15 protein-coding genes are annotated in these 17903 nt (G+C 70.9%); 11 read left to right on the forward strand and 4 right to left on the reverse strand.

Annotated elements, in window-relative coordinates:
• Nucleotides 1-196 precede the first annotated feature (196 nt).
• Nucleotides 197-1543, forward strand: coding sequence for an esterase-like activity of phytase family protein (locus ACZ69Q_RS13635; RefSeq protein ID WP_471041150.1), 1347 nt, complete (start codon nucleotides 197-199; stop codon nucleotides 1541-1543).
• Between the two features lie 118 nt (nucleotides 1544-1661).
• Here the strand turns inward: ACZ69Q_RS13635 and ACZ69Q_RS13640 are convergent, their stop codons facing one another.
• Nucleotides 1662-1928 (reverse strand): hypothetical protein, encoded by a 267-nt coding sequence (locus ACZ69Q_RS13640; protein ID WP_471041151.1) that lies wholly within the window; start codon nucleotides 1926-1928, stop codon nucleotides 1662-1664.
• A gap of 442 nt (nucleotides 1929-2370) precedes the next feature.
• On the reverse strand, nucleotides 2371-3537 hold the full coding sequence (xylA, locus tag ACZ69Q_RS13645) for a xylose isomerase (RefSeq protein ID WP_471041152.1): 1167 nt from the start codon (nucleotides 3535-3537) through the stop codon (nucleotides 2371-2373).
• A gap of 168 nt (nucleotides 3538-3705) precedes the next feature.
• Here xylA and xylB point away from each other — a divergent pair, with 168 nt between their 5' ends.
• From xylB to ACZ69Q_RS13690, 9 genes are all read left to right on the forward strand, one after another.
• Nucleotides 3706-5151, forward strand: coding sequence for a xylulokinase (gene xylB, locus ACZ69Q_RS13650; protein ID WP_471041153.1), 1446 nt, complete (start codon nucleotides 3706-3708; stop codon nucleotides 5149-5151).
• 14 nt (nucleotides 5152-5165) lie between these two features.
• Complete coding sequence (locus ACZ69Q_RS13655) at nucleotides 5166-6374, forward strand: ROK family protein (RefSeq protein ID WP_471041155.1); 1209 nt, start codon at nucleotides 5166-5168, stop codon at nucleotides 6372-6374.
• Between the two features lie 315 nt (nucleotides 6375-6689).
• Complete coding sequence (locus tag ACZ69Q_RS13660; RefSeq protein WP_471041157.1) at nucleotides 6690-8186, forward strand: APC family permease; 1497 nt, start codon at nucleotides 6690-6692, stop codon at nucleotides 8184-8186.
• On the forward strand, nucleotides 8183-9193 hold the full coding sequence (locus ACZ69Q_RS13665) for an acetamidase/formamidase family protein (RefSeq protein WP_471041158.1): 1011 nt from the start codon (nucleotides 8183-8185) through the stop codon (nucleotides 9191-9193). Before ACZ69Q_RS13660 ends, ACZ69Q_RS13665 begins: the two co-directional genes overlap by 4 nt.
• A 37-nt stretch (nucleotides 9194-9230) precedes the next feature.
• Nucleotides 9231-9830, forward strand: coding sequence for an N-acetylmuramoyl-L-alanine amidase (locus ACZ69Q_RS13670; protein WP_471041159.1), 600 nt, complete (start codon nucleotides 9231-9233; stop codon nucleotides 9828-9830).
• Between the two features lie 169 nt (nucleotides 9831-9999).
• The gene (locus ACZ69Q_RS13675) at nucleotides 10000-11277 is read left to right on the forward strand and encodes a GAF domain-containing protein (protein WP_471041160.1); all 1278 of its coding nucleotides are present in this window, start codon (nucleotides 10000-10002) and stop codon (nucleotides 11275-11277) included.
• A gap of 124 nt (nucleotides 11278-11401) precedes the next feature.
• Nucleotides 11402-12925, forward strand: a complete 1524-nt coding sequence (adh, locus tag ACZ69Q_RS13680) for an aldehyde dehydrogenase (RefSeq protein ID WP_471041161.1) — start codon at nucleotides 11402-11404, stop codon at nucleotides 12923-12925.
• Nucleotides 12926-13246: 321 nt separating this feature from the next.
• Nucleotides 13247-13789, forward strand: coding sequence for a GNAT family N-acetyltransferase (locus tag ACZ69Q_RS13685; protein ID WP_471041162.1), 543 nt, complete (start codon nucleotides 13247-13249; stop codon nucleotides 13787-13789).
• 291 nt (nucleotides 13790-14080) lie between these two features.
• On the forward strand, nucleotides 14081-15307 hold the full coding sequence (locus ACZ69Q_RS13690; protein ID WP_471041164.1) for a cytochrome P450 family protein: 1227 nt from the start codon (nucleotides 14081-14083) through the stop codon (nucleotides 15305-15307).
• A gap of 174 nt (nucleotides 15308-15481) precedes the next feature.
• Here the strand turns inward: ACZ69Q_RS13690 and ACZ69Q_RS13695 are convergent, their stop codons facing one another.
• Nucleotides 15482-16348 carry an NAD(P)H-binding protein gene (locus tag ACZ69Q_RS13695; protein ID WP_471041166.1) on the reverse strand — a complete coding sequence of 289 codons (867 nt, stop codon included), beginning with the start codon at nucleotides 16346-16348 and terminating at the stop codon, nucleotides 15482-15484.
• Nucleotides 16345-16782: a nuclear transport factor 2 family protein gene (locus ACZ69Q_RS13700; RefSeq protein ID WP_471041167.1), complete on the reverse strand. Its 438-nt coding sequence runs from the start codon at nucleotides 16780-16782 to the stop codon at nucleotides 16345-16347. Before ACZ69Q_RS13700 ends, ACZ69Q_RS13695 begins: the two co-directional genes overlap by 4 nt.
• A 98-nt stretch (nucleotides 16783-16880) precedes the next feature.
• Here ACZ69Q_RS13700 and ACZ69Q_RS13705 point away from each other — a divergent pair, with 98 nt between their 5' ends.
• Nucleotides 16881-17489 (forward strand): TetR/AcrR family transcriptional regulator, encoded by a 609-nt coding sequence (locus ACZ69Q_RS13705; RefSeq protein ID WP_471041168.1) that lies wholly within the window; start codon nucleotides 16881-16883, stop codon nucleotides 17487-17489.
• Nucleotides 17490-17903: the final 414 nt, after the last annotated feature.

A 17903-nucleotide genomic window follows, 5' to 3' on the forward strand; every position in this document is an offset into this window, starting at 1 on the left:
GCCTACCCCCTGTCCCGTCATCCCTGCGGGGTCGCATCGAGCGAACGGGCCTGCACGCGGGGCCAGTTCGCCTTCCGGACACCGACGTCGGCTAGATGAGTGCCCGTCGTTCCGCGTTCACCTTACGGTCGCGCGGCGTTCCGCGCGGGCTCCAAATCTGGCCGCTGTCAGCGAACTTGGTCCTCAGGAGGCCCGAATGTCCCCGCACGCCACAGGCCGGCGCCGTGCTCACCGTTTCGTCGCCGGAGGCGTCCCCCTCGCCGTGATCGCGGCGCTCGTGGCCGCCGGTCCCGCCGTCGGCGCCGGGGACGGGCACGGCGACGCGCGCGTCGTGCGTACGGCAACGCTGGGCGACATCCCGCTCGGCACGTTCAGCAACGCGCTGCTGCCCGGAAGCGTGGACAACGACCGGGGCGTGGACCTTGGCGGCATAGGCAGCGACATCTATCCGGCAGGCCGCGAGGGCGAGTTCTGGACGGTCACCGACCGCGGCCCGAACGGCCAGATCAAGGTGAGCGGCACGAAGCGCCGCACCTTCCCCGTGCCCGGCTTCGACCCGGCGATCGTGAAGATCCGGGTGAACGGCGACACCGTGAAGGTGCTCGACGCGATCCCGATCACCACCACGTCCGGGAAGCCCGTGACCGGGCTGTCGAACCAGGAGGGGCGCGATGAGGCGCCGTACACCTATGACGCGCGGAGCCCTCTGACGTACAACCGGAACGGGCTGGACACCGAAGGAATCGTGCGGGCCGCCGACGGGAGTTTCTGGCTTATCGACGAGTACGGGCCCTCCCTCGTGCACGTGTCCGCGCGCGGGAAGGTCCTCACGCGCTATGTGCCCGAGGGACTCGGCCTCACGGGCGCGGGCTACCGGGTCGTGGAGGCGCTGCCCTCCGTCCTGCTGCATCGGAAGGTCAACCGCGGCTTCGAAGGGCTCGCCCAACTGCCCTGCGGGGACCTGGTGATGGCTGTGCAGAGTCCGCTTTCACTGCCGGACACGGATGCCGGCGCGGCGTCGCGCACCACACGGCTGCTGCGTTTCTCGCCGAAGCACAAGGCGGTCACCGCGGAGTACGCGTACCGCTTCGACCCGGTGAAAGTGGTGGACCCGAGTGAGGACGACACCTCCGAGCTGAAGATCTCGTCGGTCGTGGCCGTGGGCGGGAACCGGCTGCTGGTGGAGGAGCGCACCGACAAGGCTGCGCGGGTCCAACTGGTGCGTCTGGACCGTGCGGCGAACATCCTCGGCAGCCCCTGGGACGACGACACGAGGTCCCCGTCGCTCGAGCAGCTCGACGACCCGGCGGCCTCGGGCGTGCCGGTGCTGTCCAAGCGGCTGGTCGTCGACCTCGGCAAGGTCTCCGGTGTGCCCGGGAAGATCGAGGGCATCGCGCGCGTGGACCGCGACACCCTGGCCCTGATCAACGACAACGACTTCGGGATGACGGACGGCGCAGGCGCGTTCGACGCCCAGGGCCGGCTGGTCGACAGCGGCATCGAGACGTCCGTCGTCTACGTGCGGCTGCCGCACGGCATCTGACCGACCGCCCTTTGGAGGCGGGCAGCCGACAGCCGGCCCAAGGCTCCTGATTCGCAGCGGCACGCGTGCGTGGCCGTCGGGGAGCGGCACACACGCGTGCCGCTCCCCTCTTCATGCCCTACGGCAGGTCATCCGCCAACGACGGGAGCAGCGACTCCAGGCCGCTCGGAAGGCCGCTCGGAAAATCGCTCGGGAGGTCGGTGGGGAAGCCGGACGGCAGTGCTGTCGGCAGTTCGCTCGGCAGCCTGCTGGGCAGCTCGGTCGGGATGCTGAAGGACGGCCGGGGCGAGCCGCTCGTGCTGCTCTCGGCGGGAGGATTGTCGTCGGGCGAGTCATCGCTGCCCGAGACCATCAGGACCACGGCCACCACGGCTCCGACAGCCACGATCGCGGCGATCAGGATGACGAGGGGGTTGCGCCGCCGCCCCGGTCCGCCGCCCCCGTCAGGCTGTTCGGGAGGCGGCCAACCGCCGTACGAGGGCGGACCGCCGTCTCCCGGAGGGGGGCCGTAACCTCCCGGGGGCCCATAGTCCCCTGTGGACCCGTATCCCCCGTAGTGGTCGGGAGGTGGTCCGTAGCCGCCCGGAGGCGGCGTGTCACCCGGCGGTCCTGGCGGCTGAGGGGGTACGGGCGGCATGGCCATACCGTCAAGAGTCCCGTCGTACGGGTCACGGCGCGACCCCCACGCGGGAGTTGATACGGGTCCATGCAACGGACCGCACGATTCCGGAACAATCCGCGCCGAGACCGATCATCGAGCCGTTCCGCGTGTGACCGGGTCTGTCGTCGACCTGCGGTCACACGCGGTCAGGCACGCGTGCGTGCTGTCAGCCGCGAGCCCCCAGCAAGTGGTCCATCGCCAACTGGTCGAGGCGCTCGAAAGCCATCCCGCGCGCGGCAGCCGCCTCTGCGTCGAACTCCTCGAAGGCCGTACGGTCCGCGAGCAACGCCTTGAGGCCATCGGCCGCCGTCGGCTGCACCAGCTCGTTCAGCCGCGAGGCGATCAGGGCTTCCTGGACCTCCGGGTCCGCACGGAAGGCGGCCGCACGCTCCTTCAGGATGAGGTAGTTGCGCATGCATCCCGCTGCCGAGGCCCACACACCGTCGAGGTCCTCGGTCCGCGGCGGCTTGAAGTCGAAGTGGCGCGGTCCGGCGTAGCCGGCGCTCTCCAGGAGGTCGACCAGCCAGAAGGCGGCACGCAGGTCGCCGGCGCCGAAGCGCAGGTCCTGGTCGTACTTGATGCCGGACTGGCCGTTGAGGTCGATGTGGAAGAGCTTGCCCGCCCACAGCGCCTGCGCGATGCCGTGCGGGAAGTTGAGCCCGGCCATCTGCTCGTGGCCGACCTCGGGGTTGACGCCGTACAGCTCGGGGCGCTCCAAGCGCTCGATGAACGCCAGCGCGTGGCCCACCGTGGGCAGCAGGATGTCGCCGCGCGGCTCGTTCGGCTTGGGCTCGATGGCGAAGCGCAGGTCGTAGCCCTGGGACACGACGTATTCGCCGAGGAGGTCGAAGGCCTCCTTCATGCGGTCGAGAGCCGCCCGCACGTCCTTGGCGGCGCCGGACTCCGCGCCCTCACGGCCGCCCCAGGCGACGTACGTCTCGGCACCCAGCTCGGCCGCCAGGTCGATGTTGCGGATGGTCTTGCGCAGGGCGTAGCGGCGCACGTCGCGGTCGTTGGCGGTGAACGCGCCGTCCTTGAAGACGGGGTGCGTGAAGAGGTTGGTGGTGGCCATCGGCACGGTCATGCCGGTCGCGTCGAGTGCCTCACGGAAGCGCTTGATGTGCGCCTCCCGCTCGGTGTCGGAGGACCCGAAGGGGATCAGGTCGTCGTCGTGGAACGTGACGCCGTGGGCGCCGAGCTCCGCCAGACGCTGCACTGTCTCGACCGGGTCGAGGGCACGGCGGGTGGCATCGCCGAAGGGGTCCCGTCCCTGCCAGCCGACGGTCCACAGGCCGAAGGTGAACCTGTCATCGGGGGTGGGCTGGTAGCTCATGCCGCGGCTCCTTGCTGCATACGACTATTTCGTCATGGCCGTTTACAAATTAGTATGCGGTCACATCTCTGGGAAGAGACAAGATGTCTTTGTCACTCGATGTCTTCGTCCTCACACCCTGTCGCCTGATCGCTACGTCCCGCAGAGCCGCGGAAAAGGGAGAGCCCGATGTCAGCAGCCGAGGGTCCGCTCGTCGTCGGCGTGGACACGTCCACCCAGTCCACGAAGGCGCTGGTCGTCGACGCCTCGACCGGGCAGGTCGTCGCGAGCGGTCAGGCAGCGCACACGGTGTCCTCCGGGGCCGGCCGCGAGAGCGACCCGCGCCAGTGGTGGGAGGCCCTGCGCGAGGCGCTGCACCAGTGCGGCGACGCCGCGCACGAGGCCGCCGCGGTGTCGATCGGCGGGCAGCAGCACGGCCTGGTCACGCTGGACGATCGGGGTGAGCCGGTGCGCCCGGCGCTGCTGTGGAACGACGTGCGCTCGGCGCCGCAAGCCCGTCGGCTGACGGAGGAGATGGGGGGTGCGAAGTTCTGGGCCGAGCGCACGGGCTCGGTTCCGGCGGCCTCCTTCACGGTCACGAAGTGGGCTTGGCTCGCCGAGAACGAGCCCGACGCGGTCCGCGCCACCAAGGCGGTACGACTCCCCCACGACTACCTCACCGAACGCCTCACGGGGCAGGGCACCACCGACCGCGGCGACGTCTCCGGTACGGGCTGGTGGGCGTCCGGGTCGGAGTCGTACGACGAGGAGATCCTCGCGCACGTGGGGCTCGACCCGGCGATGCTGCCCCGGGTGGTCCGGCCCGGTGAGGTCGCGGGCACCGTGCGCGACAGCCACGACCTGCCGTTCTCCAAGGGCACCCTGGTCGCGCCCGGCACCGGCGACAATGCCGCCGCCGCGCTCGGCCTCGGCCTGCGTCCCGGCACACCCGTGCTGAGCCTGGGCACGTCGGGCACGGTGTACGCCGTGTCGAAGCGGCGGCCCGCCGACCCGACGGGCACCGTGGCGGGCTTCGCCGACGCGCACGGCGACTGGCTGCCGCTGGCCTGCACCCTGAACTGCACGCTCGCCGTGGACCGCCTCGCGACCCTGCTGGGCCTCGACCGCGAGGCCGTGGAACCCACCACCGGCCTCACGCTTCTGCCCTACCTGGACGGCGAACGCACCCCGAACCTGCCGAACGCCTCCGGCATCCTGCACGGTCTGCGCCACGACACGACCGCGGGTCAGCTCCTTCAGGCCGCCTACGACGGTGCCGTGCACGCCCTGCTCGGCGCGCTCGACCTGGTCCTGGACGAGGACGCGGACCGTTCCGCGCCGCTGCTGCTGATCGGCGGCGGCGCCCGGGGCACGGCCTGGCAGCAGACGGTACGACGGCTGTCGGGGCGCCCGGTACAGGTCCCCGAGGCGAAGGAGCTGGTCGCGCTCGGTGCCGCCGCCCAGGCAGCCGGCCTGCTGACCGGCGAGGATCCGGCCTCGGTGGCCCGGCGCTGGAACACCACGCGCGGGCCGGTGCTCGACGCCGTGGAGCGGGACGAGGCCGCGCTGGCCAGGATCAGCGGGGTACTCTCCGACGCGGCCCCGCTGCTGGAGCGGGGCACCGAGGCTCATTGAGGACTGACGGAGGCATGACCCCACCGCTGCACGAGGCCCGCCCGACCGGCGCCGGACGTGCGCTGCCCAACACGCAGCAGGGTATGCGCCGCCGCAATCTCGCCCGGGTGATGCACACCGTCAGCGCCGAGGGCCCGCTCTCCCGCGCCGCCGTCGCCTCGCACATCGGACTGACGCGTGCGGCGGTGTCCACCCTCGTCGACGAACTGATCCGCTCAGGACTGCTGGAGGAACTCGGTCCCGAGCGGCCCGGCCGGGTGGGCCGACCCGGGTCGGCGCTCGCCGTCAGCGGGCACGGTCCGGCCGGCATAGGGGCGGAGATCGGCGTCGATCATCTCGCCGTGTGCGCGGTCGATCTGCGTGGCGAGGTGCGGTCCAGGGCCGTACGACACGGCGCGAACCGAGGCCGGGCGCCGGGACCCGTGATCGAGGAGCTCGACGCGCTCGTGCGCGAGGTCGTCGCCGAGGCCGAGCGCGAAGGACTGTGGCCCGCCGGCCTGGCGGTCGCCGTGCCGGGTCTGGTGGCGCGCGACGCCCGCACGGTTGTCCGCGCTCCGAACCTCGACTGGCGCGACGCGGACCTGGCCGATCTGCTGCCGACGGACTTTCCGCTGACCGTGGGCAACGAGGCCGACTTCGGCGCGCTCGCCGAACTCTGGCTCGGCGACGGCACCCCGCGTGACTTCGTGCATGTGTCGGCGGAGATCGGCATCGGTGCGGCGGTCGTGGTGGACGGAGGGCTGCTGCGCGGAACACGCGGTTTCGCGGGCGAGTTGGGCCATGTGCCCGTCGAGCCGTACGGCCCCGATTGCCCGTGCGGGGGACGAGGATGTCTGGAGCAGTACGCCGGTGAGGAGGCGGTGCTTCGCGCGGCCGGACTGGAGCCCGGTGAGGACCGCGTCGGGCTGCTGGCCAGGCGTGCCGCGGAGGGCGACGAGGACGTACGGCGTGCGTTGCGGGACGCGGGGACGGCGCTCGGAATCGCGCTGACCGGCGCGGTCAATCTGCTGGACCCCGAGAGTGTGGTGCTCGGCGGTGCGCTGGCCGGGCTCGCGCCCTGGTTGCTGCCGTCGCTGGAGGCCGAGTTGGACCGACGCACCGCGGGGCGGGCGTGTCCGGTGTCCGTGTCTCGGCTGGGCCCAGAGGGGCCGTTGCTGGGGGCCGCGCATTCCGTGGTGCGAGGGGTGCTGGACGATCCGGTGGTCGTGGCGGAGCGCGCCTGATCGCAGGGCGCGGCCGAGGTCCATCACGGCGCCGGAGGGTGCGGACGAGCCCGGTCTCCCAAAGCGGGCGAGCCTGGTCAGCAGGGGCGGACGAGCCCATTCACGCGCGGTGATCTGGCCGCTGAACTGACCTGGTTCCGGGGCGAGTTCACTCGTGTGAGTGAGCGAGTTATCCACAATTCCTCGGCTGTCCACGGAAGCCCTGTGCCCTCTTCTACCCAACCCGCCAGCGCCGTACCGTGATTCACGCGAGGCGCAGCCGTCGTGAGTGACACGACGACGCGGGGCGCAACCGCGTGAATGAGGGGGATTCACATGTCGGGGGAAAAGGCGGAGCTCGGAGCCACGGGATTACGGCGCGACGCGATCGGATTGCGCGAGGTCCTGTTCCAGAGCGTCACGGCGATGGCGCCCGCCGCGGCGGTCGCGGCGTCCATTCCGTCGGGTGCGGCCTTCGCGGGCGGGAGCCTGCCGCTGTCGGTGCTGATCGCGCTGGTGGCATGTCTGTTCACGGCGTCGTGCGTCGCCGAGCTGGCGCGCGAACTGCCGGCCGCGGGCTCGGTGTCCACGTATGTGGCACAAGGCCTGCATCCCGCGATCGGCTTCCTCGTGGGCTGGGGCTATGTGTTCGTGGAGGCGCTGGTCCCGCCCCTGCTCCTGCTGCAACTGGGCTTCACCACCGCCGGCACGCTGCACCAGGAGTGGTCCTCCTATCCGGCGGACCTGTGGTGGCCGTGGGCGCTCGCAGGGGCCGCGGTCATAGCTGTCTCCGGGTACTTGGGGGTGCGCACCTCGGCACGGTTCGGCACGGTGCTCGGTGTCTTCGAGGTTCTCGTCCTACTGGTCTTCGCCATCTGGCTGATCGGTAAGGCGGGCGGGGACAACACGCTGTCGGTGTTCGGGACTTCGCACACCGCCGACGGCTACGCCGGCGTCACCGGGGTGTTCGCCGGGTCCGTCTACACGGTGCTCGCCTTCGCCGGATTCGAGGCCGCGGCGCCACTGGCCGAGGAGACGCGGGATCCACGCCGGACGATGCACCGCGCGGTGCTCGGCTCGGCCCTCGCCATCGGCCTGTTCTACGTACTGACCACCTACGCCATGAGCGTGTACTACGGCCCGGACCGCTTCGAGGAGTTCGGCGCCTCCGGTGCCGCCTCCTGGGAAGGTGTGGCCCGGGCGTCGTTCGGACTGTTCTGGGTGCTGGTGTTCCTGGCCGTGGTGAACTCGGCCATCGCCAACGCCAACGCGTGTGCCACCGTCTCCACCCGGACCGCGTTCGCCCTGGCTCGCATCCGCGTGCTGCCCCGCGTCCTGGCGACACTGCACCCCAAGTACCGCTCGCCCGTCGCCGGAATCGCCGTGCAGAGCGTCGTCGCCGTCGGCGCCGTTGTGGGGCTGGGGTTCGCCTACGACCCCGTGACGGCGTTCCTGCTGCTGGCGACAGTGATCGTCACGGTCGTGATCGGCGTGTACATAGTGGTCAACCTCGCCTGTGCCGGTTACTTCCTGCGCCGCAGGCGTGAGGCACTCAAGCCCGTGCGGCATCTGTTCCTGCCCCTCCTGGGCATCGTCGCGTTCGTGCCCGCGCTGCTGACCGCGGCGGGCCTGCCCGTCTTCGACTTCGTCTCGGAGCTGAGTGCGCCCGTGTCCTACGCGGGACCGGTGGTCGGGGTGTGGATGGCGACCGGGGTCGTGGTGCTGATCGTGCTGATGCGGCGCCATCCCGGGCGCATAGCCGAGACCGCGCGTGTCCATCTCGACGACCCCTCCCCCACCGGCCTTCCCCAGAACGGAGCTGTCCAGCGATGAGCGACCCGCGGATCCTGACCGTGCGACCCGGGCCCGGCGAGTACGCCTGGACGTTCGGCGGCGCACCGCCCGTGGCGCGCATCGCGCCCGGTACGGTCCTCGACCTGTACACGGAGGACTGCTTCGCCGGTCGGGTGCGCTCGGAGAAGGACCTGGTGTCGGAGGTATGCGAATTCCCTTACCTCAACCCGCAGACGGGACCCTTCCACATCGAGGGCGCCGAGCCCGGTGACACGGTCGCCGTGCACTTCGTGTCCATCGAACCGGCCCGGGACTGGGCGGCGTCGACCACGGTCCCCCTGTTCGGCGCACTCACCTCGACGCACACCACGGCCACGCTCCAGCCGCCCCTGCCGGAGACCGTCTGGATCTGGCAGCTCGACCGGGCCCGGCGTACGGCCCTGTTCCGGGCCCGCGACAGCGACATCGAGGCCGAGCTGCCCATGGACCCGATGCACGGCACCGTCGGGGTGGCGCCCGCCAACCTGGAGGTGCGCTCGGCGCTGGTGCCCGACGCGCACGGCGGGAACATGGACACCCCGGAGATGCGGGCGGGCGTCACCTGCTATCTCGGGGTGAACGTCGAGGGCGCGCTGCTCAGCCTCGGCGACGGGCACGCGCGCCAGGGAGAGGGCGAGACCTGCGGGGTCGCGGTCGAGTGCGCGATGAACACCGTGGTGATCGTCGAGCTGCTCAAGGGGCTCGCCACACCGTGGCCGCGCATCGAGTCGGACACGCACATCATCTCGACGGGATCGGCGCGGCCGCTGGAGGACGCGTTCCGGATATCCCAGCTCGACCTGGTGCAGTGGCTGGTGCGCGACTACGGATTCAGTGAGCTGGACGCGTACCAGTTCGCGACCCAGGCAGTCGAGTCACCGCTGGCCAACGTGTGCGACACCAACTACACGTGCGTGGCCAAGATCCGCAAGCAGTGGCTGCCCGGGAGCGAGACGCACCGCGGCGTGCACGCGCGACTGCGGGAGACGGCGGCGACTCTCCGCTGACCTCCCGGCCGGCCTCACCTTGAAAGGCAACCTCTCCTTGGAACTCGCACGACCGCGCCTCAGCCGGCGACGGATCCTCCAGGGCACCGCCCTCGCCGCCGTCCCGTACGCCCTGCTCCCCGGCCCGCGATCCGGCAGGCAGGTCCCGGCGCCCGACCATCACGGCGCCGAGTGGCGGCCGGCGAACACCGCCAACTACACGGTGGCGAACCGCCCCACGACCCATCCCGTCGACCAAGTGATCATCCACGTGACACAGACCGCCTTCACCAAGACCCTGTCCGTCTTCCAGAACCCGGCGAAGCAGGTGTCCGCCCACTATGTGGTGCGGTCGGCCGACGGGCACATCGCACAGTGCGTCCGCGAGGCCGACATCGCCTGGCACGCGGGCGACTGGGAACACAACACGCGCAGCATCGGCATCGAGCACGAGGGCTGGGTGGACCGGCCCGACTACTTCACCGATGCCCTGTACGAGGAGTCGGCCGCGCTCACGGCGGCGATCTGCGCCAGATACGGGATTCCGAGGGACCGCCGGCACATCATCGGGCACTACGAGGTGCCGGGCACGGACCACACCGATCCCGGACCACACTGGGACTGGTCGCGCTACATACGCCTGGTCGACTCGGCCTGAGCCCGAGGAGTGGCGTGGCCGAGATCGGACCCTCGGCGTAGCCTCGGCGCGGCGTCGGCAACCCGATGGGATGGGCTCACCGTTCGGGTGACCCCGGTCGAAAAGGTTGTCCGTTCGCGTACCCGGAGTGACGATGTCCCCAGCCGCATTGCTTTCCGGGGAGGCCGAGTTGACCGATCCGTGGGTGGCTCTCGAACCGGGGGCCGACCCCGCCGAGCGCGTACGGGCGCTGCGCCGAGCGCATGAGACGTTCACCGAGGTGGGAACCGTGCCGAAGCCGGTGCGTGCCGTGGTGGCCGACTCGTGGCGGCGCTCCGCGCGGGCCGGTGTCGGTCCGGACGGGACGGCGTCCGTGGAGCTGGCGGACGGCGATCTCGGCGCGTATCGGGCGGACCATCCGCTGGCGCGGGTGATGCCGCTGTTCCGGGAGCTCATGGGCACGTTCGCCGCCGACGGGGAGCATCTGCTCGCGGTGTGCGACGAGCACGGCAGGCTGCTGTGGGTCGAGGGCCATCCGATGACCAGGCGCAGGGCGGGGCGGATGAACTTCGTGCCGGGTGCCAGGTGGTCCGAGAGCGCGGTCGGGACGAACGCGCCGGGTACGGCGGTCGCCGTGGACCGGCCGGTGCAGGTGTTCGCGGCCGAGCACTTCATCCGCAGGGTGCAGCCCTGGACCTGCGCGGCGGCGCCGGTGCACGATCCGCGGACCGGGCGGGTGCTCGGGGCGGTGGACATCACCGGCGGCGACGGGCTCGCGCATCCGCACAGCCTCGGGTTCGTGCAGGCGGTGGCGCGTGCCGCGGAGTCCCATCTGGCGCTGCTCGCCCCGCAGTCGCCCGCCGCGGACACGCCCGAGCTGTCCGCGCTGGGCCGCGACGAGGCAACGCTGCTCATCGACGGCCGCAAGGTCAGGCTCAGTCGCCGGCACAGCGAGATCCTGGTGCTGCTGGCCCGTCATCCGGAGGGGCTGACCGGCGACGAGTTGCTGTGCGCGTTGTACGAGGACGAGTCGGTGCCGCCCGTGACCCTGCGAGCCGAACTGGCGCGCCTGCGCAGGATGCTCGGCGCCGGCCTGCTCGGGTCGAGGCCGTACCGGCTCACGGTGCCGGTCGAGTCGGACGTGTCGGTCGTCGAGCGCCGCCTCGAGACGGGTGCGATCACGGCCGCGGCAGCCGCGTATGCGGGCCCGCTGCTGCCCGGCTCCCAGGCGCCGGCGGTGGTGCGGCTGAGACGGCAGCTCGCCGACGGCCTGCGTTCGGCGCTGATCGCGCGCCGCGATCCGGACCTGCTGGCGGACTGGGCGCACGCGCCGTGGGGCGAAGACGATCTCGACGTATGGCGGGCGCTGTCCGCTGTGCGTCCGACGTCGGCGGTGCGGTCCAGGCTGGCAGCGCTGGAGTCCGAACTCACGGCACCGCCCGTCCGGGAACGCCGCCCGGCACGCTGACCCCGACGATCTGTGCACTGACGGAACCCCTGTCCCGCGCAACGTACTTGCAACCTCGGCGTCCCTAGCCTCGCGCGGAGAGCTGCCCAACGGCGGGCAGCGCTTCTTCGGGAGGCAGAGCAGTATGACCCGTTACGCGGCGCCCGGCACCGAGGGTGCGATCGTCTCCTACCAGGCGCGCTACGACCACTTCATCGGCGGTGAGTACGTGCCGCCGATCCGGGGGCAGTACTTCGAGAACCCGACGCCGGTGAACGGGCAGCCGTTCACCGAGATCGCGCGGGGCACGGCGGAGGATGTGGAGCGGGCGTTGGACGCGGCGCACGCGGCCGCCCCCGCGTGGGGCCGGACGTCGGTGACCGAGCGGGCCGACATCCTGCTGAAGATCGCCGACCGTATGGAGGCGAACCTGGAGAAGCTGGCGGTCGCCGAGAGCTGGGAGAACGGCAAGCCGGTACGGGAGACGCTGGCTGCGGACATTCCACTGGCCATCGACCACTTCCGCTACTTCGCGGGCGCGATCAGGGCGCAGGAGGGCTCGCTCGGCGAGGTCGACGACGACACGGTGGCGTACCACTTCCACGAGCCGTTGGGCGTGGTGGCGCAGATCATCCCGTGGAACTTCCCGATCCTCATGGCGACGTGGAAGCTCGCACCGGCGCTGGCCGCGGGCAACGCGGTCGTGCTCAAGCCGGCCGAGCAGACCCCGGCGTCCATCCACTACTGGCTGAGCCTGGTCTCCGACCTGTTGCCGCCGGGCGTCCTCAACATCGTCAACGGCTTCGGCGTGGAGGCGGGCAAGCCGCTGGCGTCCAGCCCCCGGGTGGCCAAAGTGGCGTTCACCGGTGAGACCACGACCGGCCGCCTGATCATGCAGTACGCCTCGGAGAACATCACCCCGGTCACCCTCGAACTCGGCGGCAAGTCCCCGAACATCTTCTTCGACGACGTCTGGGCGGCGAACGACGACTTCCGGGACAAGGCGCTCGAGGGCTTCACGATGTTCGCGCTCAACCAGGGCGAGGTGTGTACGTGTCCGTCCCGGGCGCTGGTCCAGCGGGGCAGCTACGCCGAGTTCATGGAGGCGGCGGTCGCCCGCACCGAGCAGATCAAGACCGGCCACCCGCTCGACACGGACACCATGATCGGCGCTCAGGCCTCCAACGACCAGTTGGAGAAGATCCTCTCCTACCTCGACATCGGCCGGCAGGAGGGTGCCCGGGTTCTCACGGGCGGCGAACGTATCGATCACGACGGCGAGTTGAAGGGCGGCTACTACGTCCAGCCGACCGTCTTCGAGGGCGACAACCGTATGCGGATCTTCCAGGAGGAGATCTTCGGCCCGGTCGTCTCGGTGACCTCCTTCGACGACTTCGACGACGCCATCAAGATCGCCAACGACACGCTGTACGGCCTCGGGGCGGGCGTGTGGACGCGGGACATCAACACCGCGTACCGCGCGGGCCGGGCGATCCAGGCGGGCCGCGTGTGGACGAACTGCTACCACGCGTACCCGGCACACGCGGCGTTCGGCGGCTACAAGGGGTCGGGCATCGGGCGTGAGACGCACAAGATGATGCTGGAGCACTACCAGCAGACCAAAAACCTCCTCGTGTCGTACGCCCCGCAGAAGCTGGGCTTCTTCTAGGCACCACGAAGGGCGTCTGACCTGCGCAGATCTCCGTCAGGCGCCCTTCGCGGGGCGAGGCTGAGCAGCGGGCCGAAACACTCCCTCCCTCCCGATGCCGCCCGTCGGCCTGCCAGCGCTGACCAGCAGCTCCGGGGCAGATCCGGCGCAGATCCGGGCCGAGGTCCCGCAAAGACGCCCCCCCCCCGCGACGGAACCTTCTGGGTGCCAGGTCCCGGTCCGAGCCCGGTGAAGTCGGGCTCATCGAGGAAAATGCTGGTGAGGGTCTACCTGCCCTGGCTATCGTGCCTCGTTCCGAACCGGCCAGGGAGGTCCCTCACCATGAGCAGCACCACGTCGTCCTTTCCCGAGCGAATCGAGCTCTCGGGGGAGGGTCTCGTCCTCCGGGACTGGACGGAGGCGGACCTTGCCGCGATGCCGGAGCTGTTCGACCACCCCGACATCGCCTACTGGACACCGATCGTCTCCCCCTTCGACGAAGCGGCCGCCCGCGCACGGCTGGACCGGGACCGGCAGTTGCGGGCGGAGGGCACGGCCATCCTGCTCGCCATCACCGTCGACGGCGGCGCACCGCTCGGCGAAGTGATGCTGCGGCGCGCCCCCGAGGGCACGGAGCTCGGCTACGCGGTCGGCCCGGCGCACCGCGGCCAGGGGCTGGCGGCGCGGGCGGTGCGGGTGATGGCCGCGTACGCCTTTGAGCAGTTGGACGCGGGGCAGGTGATCCTGGAACTGGAGGCCGAGAACGCCGCCAGCGTCGCCGTTGCCACCAAGGCCGGCTTCGGCCTGCTCGACGTGCCGCTGATCACGGGTGAGGAGAAAGGGCGGCCCTACGCCCTGCAGACGTGGGGTCTGAACCGCCCGTGATCCTCTGCGGGTGAGCCGGTCCACGAACGCCCGCGCAGAGCCAGGGATCGGCCGTCGGCTTGGCCACGCCGGCGGCCTCGGCCCTGCCCCTCGGGGAGTTGGATCAGGGCATCAGTGAAGCCTTTCCGGCCGGATACGCCCACACCGCGGAGGCTTCCTTCGTCCTCCGGGCAAGACTGTCGGGGTCCACCCGTCGCGAACTCAAAGCACCCCGCGTTCCGTTACTCCCGGCCCCCACACAACCCCTGCCGCCCACCCTCTCCCAGGCACCCCGCCCACCAAGGAGCCACCGTGCCCGAGCAGCCTCTGATCGTCCTCGACCCCGCCGGCGCCGACCGCCACGCCGAGCACCTCTCCCTGCGTGCCCGGGGAACGGCCGCCCAGGTGGACATCCTCGGTGTCACGGCATGGTCCGTCACCGACCCGGACCTGCTCAAGCACCTGCTCACCAGCCCGGACGTGTCGAAGGACGGCCGCGCACACTGGCCGGCCTTCCAAGAGGCCGTCACCCGCTGGCCACTTGCGCTGTGGATCGCGGTGGAGAACATGTTCACGGCCTACGGCCCGGACCACCGCAGGCTGCGGCGTCTGATCGCGCCGGCCTTCAGCGCGCGGCGCATCAACACCATGAAGCCGGCCATCGAAGGCATGGTGACCGAGTTACTCGACCGCCTCGCCGCACTCCCCGCGCACCAGGTGGTGGACCTGCGCGAGCATCTGGCCTACCCCCTCCCCATTGCCGTGATCGGCCATCTCATGGGTGTGCCGCAGGACCGACGGGACGGCTTCCGGCAGCTCGTGGACGGTGTCTTCGACACCACGCTGACCCCGGCGCAGGCCCAGGCCAACACCGCACGTCTGTATGGGCAGTTGGACGAGTTGATCGCCGCCAAGCGCCACAGCCCGGGCGACGACATGACGTCGCTGCTGATCGAGGCCCGGGACGAGGACGACGGCACCGGCCTCGCCCCTCAGGAGCTTCGCGACACGCTCCTGCTGATGATCAGCGCCGGGTACGAGACCACGGTCAACGTCATCGACCAGAGCGTCCTGACGCTGCTGACGCGCCCGGACCAACTCCAACTGGTCAGGAGCGGTGCCATCGCCTGGAACGACGTCGTCGAAGAGACCCTGCGCCACGAGCCCGCCGTCAAACACCTCCCGCTGCGCTTCGCCGTGTCGGACATCCCGTTGCCCGACGGCCGGACCATCGCCCGCGGCGACGCCATCCTCGCGTCCTACGCCGCCGCCAATCGCCACCCCGACTGGCACAGCGACCCCGACACCTTCGACGCCACCCGTACGAACAAGGACCACCTTGCCTTCGGCCATGGCGTCCACTTCTGCCTCGGCGCGCCGCTGGCGCGCCTGGAAGTCGCCTGCGCGCTGCAACACCTCTTCGACCGCTTCCCCGACATCCGCCTCGCCGCGCCTGCCGCCGAGCTGAAGCCCGTGGCCTCACTCATCAGCAACGGCCACGAGGAGCTCCCCGTCCACCTCGGACCTCCGACCACCTGAGCCTTCGCATTCGGCGGTGGACGCGGCCCCCATCGGACCGCGTCCCCACCCGCGAAGCCCACATACAAAGTGCTGTTGACTTCGACCGTCTTCGAGGAGACCAGACATGGTGGTGGACGACGACATCTCCGGGTGATACCCGAACCCGGCAGACCACGGCCCCGGCCTGAGCCATCAGCTCAAGGAGCTCAACTCCCGCTCCACAAGCGCCCGGAAGCTTCCCGCCGGGCGGCCGGTGAGGCGTTGGACGGTGTCGGTGACGCGGTCTTCCGCTCCCCCGGCGATGGCCCGGTCCATGCCTGCCAGCATCGCGGCGAACTCCTCGGGCATCTGCGTGGCGAGCCGGTCGCGCATCTCCTCGTACGCCAGCGGCCGGTGGGCCACGGGCCGGCCTGTGACCTCGCTGATGACGGTGGCGATGTCGTCGTAGCCGAGCGCCTGCGGCCCGGTGAGTACGAGGTCGGTGCCCGGGGGGTGGTCGTCGGTCAGGGCGTGGACGGCCACAGCCGCGATGTCCTCGGCGTCGACGAAGCCGACGCGGCCGGTCCCGGTGGCCGTACGGATGACGCCGTCGGTCCGGATGCTTGTGGCGTGCAGGTGGTCGCCGGTGAAGTTCTGCATGAACCAGGACGGCCGCAGCACCGCCCACTCGTCGAAGATGCCCGGCAGCCCCTGGTGTACCTGCCCCACGGCCGGACCGCCCTCCGGGATGGACGAGGCGCTCAGCAGCACCGCGCGCCGCACGCCCGTCGCACGGGCCCGGCGCAGGAAGGGCAGGACGACCGCCGCGGGGTCGGGATCGCCGACGGGCGGGATCACATAGACGCGGTCGACGCCGTCGAGGGCGGCGGCATGGGTGCCGTTGTCGTACCAGTCGAAGCGCACCGGCTCGGCTCCGGCCACAGGTGCCGCCTTGCGACTGGCCGCCCTGACCGCGTGACCGGCGGCCGTCAGCTTCGCGGCGGTGCGGCTGCCGGTGGTGCCGGTGGCACCGATCACGAGCGTGGTGCCGGCACCGGAGATGGCGCCGGTCGTGGTCATCGGCTGCTCCCGGAGAAGTCGGCGCCCACTTCCATGACGGCGAGCGGGTTCCAGTAGTCGCGGTAGGAGGTGAAGCGCCCTTCGTCGACGGTGACGACGGCGATGTACGTCATGTCGAAGGGGCGGTCGGTCTGCACCAGCCGGCCGACGCCGCGCATCTCGACCACGACGGTACGCGGGTCGACGGTCCGATGGATCCGCAGGTCGGCCTCGGGGAAGTCGTGCAGGTCTATGTGGTCCGGGTAGGGCCGCATGTACTCGGCGATGGCCTCCCTCCCCTCCAGCCTCGCGGGCCGGCCGGGGGGTGCGAACGGGAACTCCATGACACCGTCCTCGGCCCACAGGCCGATCCAGCCGGCAACGTCCTTGTCGAGCAGAAGTCGCAGGCTCTGGCGGTACAGCTCCGCCGGAGAGATCGATTCGGGTACGGGCATGGGTATCCTCCGCCTCATAGAATACGGACCATGGGTCCGGTTCAATCGACGATACGGACTCCGGGTCCGTTTTTCAATCGGAGGAGTGGAGGAGCCACGTGCCCGAGCCCGAGCGCAGAGCCCGCAAGGACGCCGCCCGCAACCAGCAGGCCGTTCTGGAAGCCGCCGATGCCCTCTTCGCCGGCTCCGCGAGCCCGGAGGACCTCACGATGGCCGACATCGCGGCGGCAGCCGGGGTCGGCAAGGGGACCGTCTTCCGTGCCTTCGGCGACCGCGCCGGCCTGCTCCGCGCGCTGTACGAGGCACGGCTCGAACCGGTCCGCGCGGCCGTGGAGTCGGGCCCGCCGCCCATCGGGCCCGACACTCCGCCCGAGGAGCGCGTGCCCGCCCTGCTCGACGCCGTCCTGTGCTTCAAGCTCGACAACCGCCGCCTGGTGCTGGCCCTGGAGGAGCACGGCAGCAGCAGCCCGTACCAGGCCGAGCACTACGAACGATGGCACCACCTGCTCCGGTCCGTGCTGGAGCGGATTCCCGGCCTGACCGACGCCGGCTTCACCGCCCACGCCCTGCTCGCCGCCACCCGGGCCGACCTCGTCGAGCGCCTGGCCGGCGAGGAGGGCGTATCGCGCGAGAGGCTGCGGGCCCAACTGGCCGAGTACGCCCGCAAGGTCGTGTCCGCTCCCCCGGGTCATTCCGGCCAGGGCTGAGGACTCGCGGCCGGCGCCGCACCGGTAACGTCTGCGACCGGACTTGGGCGCGATCAGGACAGAGGCGACGCGGTTGCGCCGGTCCCTTGGTCCTTGTGCTGTTGGGCGGTTCGGTGTTCCTGCGCGCTTGTATCCTTGTCACGCTCCAGCGGTGAACGTCCGCCCGGACGGAGGCGACCCCGCCCTCGCTCACCGGCGTGCCACCTGCCCCGGCGCTCGTCCGGGGCGGCTCGAACGCCTGGAACTGCGCACGCCGGATCGGCGTCGAGAAGGATGTGATGCGGTCAGGCGTGAACTCCCGGACGTCCAGGCACTGGAGCCGCTGGCGGCCCGGCGCCCACCGGGCATCCCAGGCGCTCGCGTTTACGCAGGTCACCACACCAGGGATGGTTCCAGGGTGGCAGAACGGGCGTA

Source organism: Streptomyces sp. NPDC036764 (genome assembly GCF_055609385.1).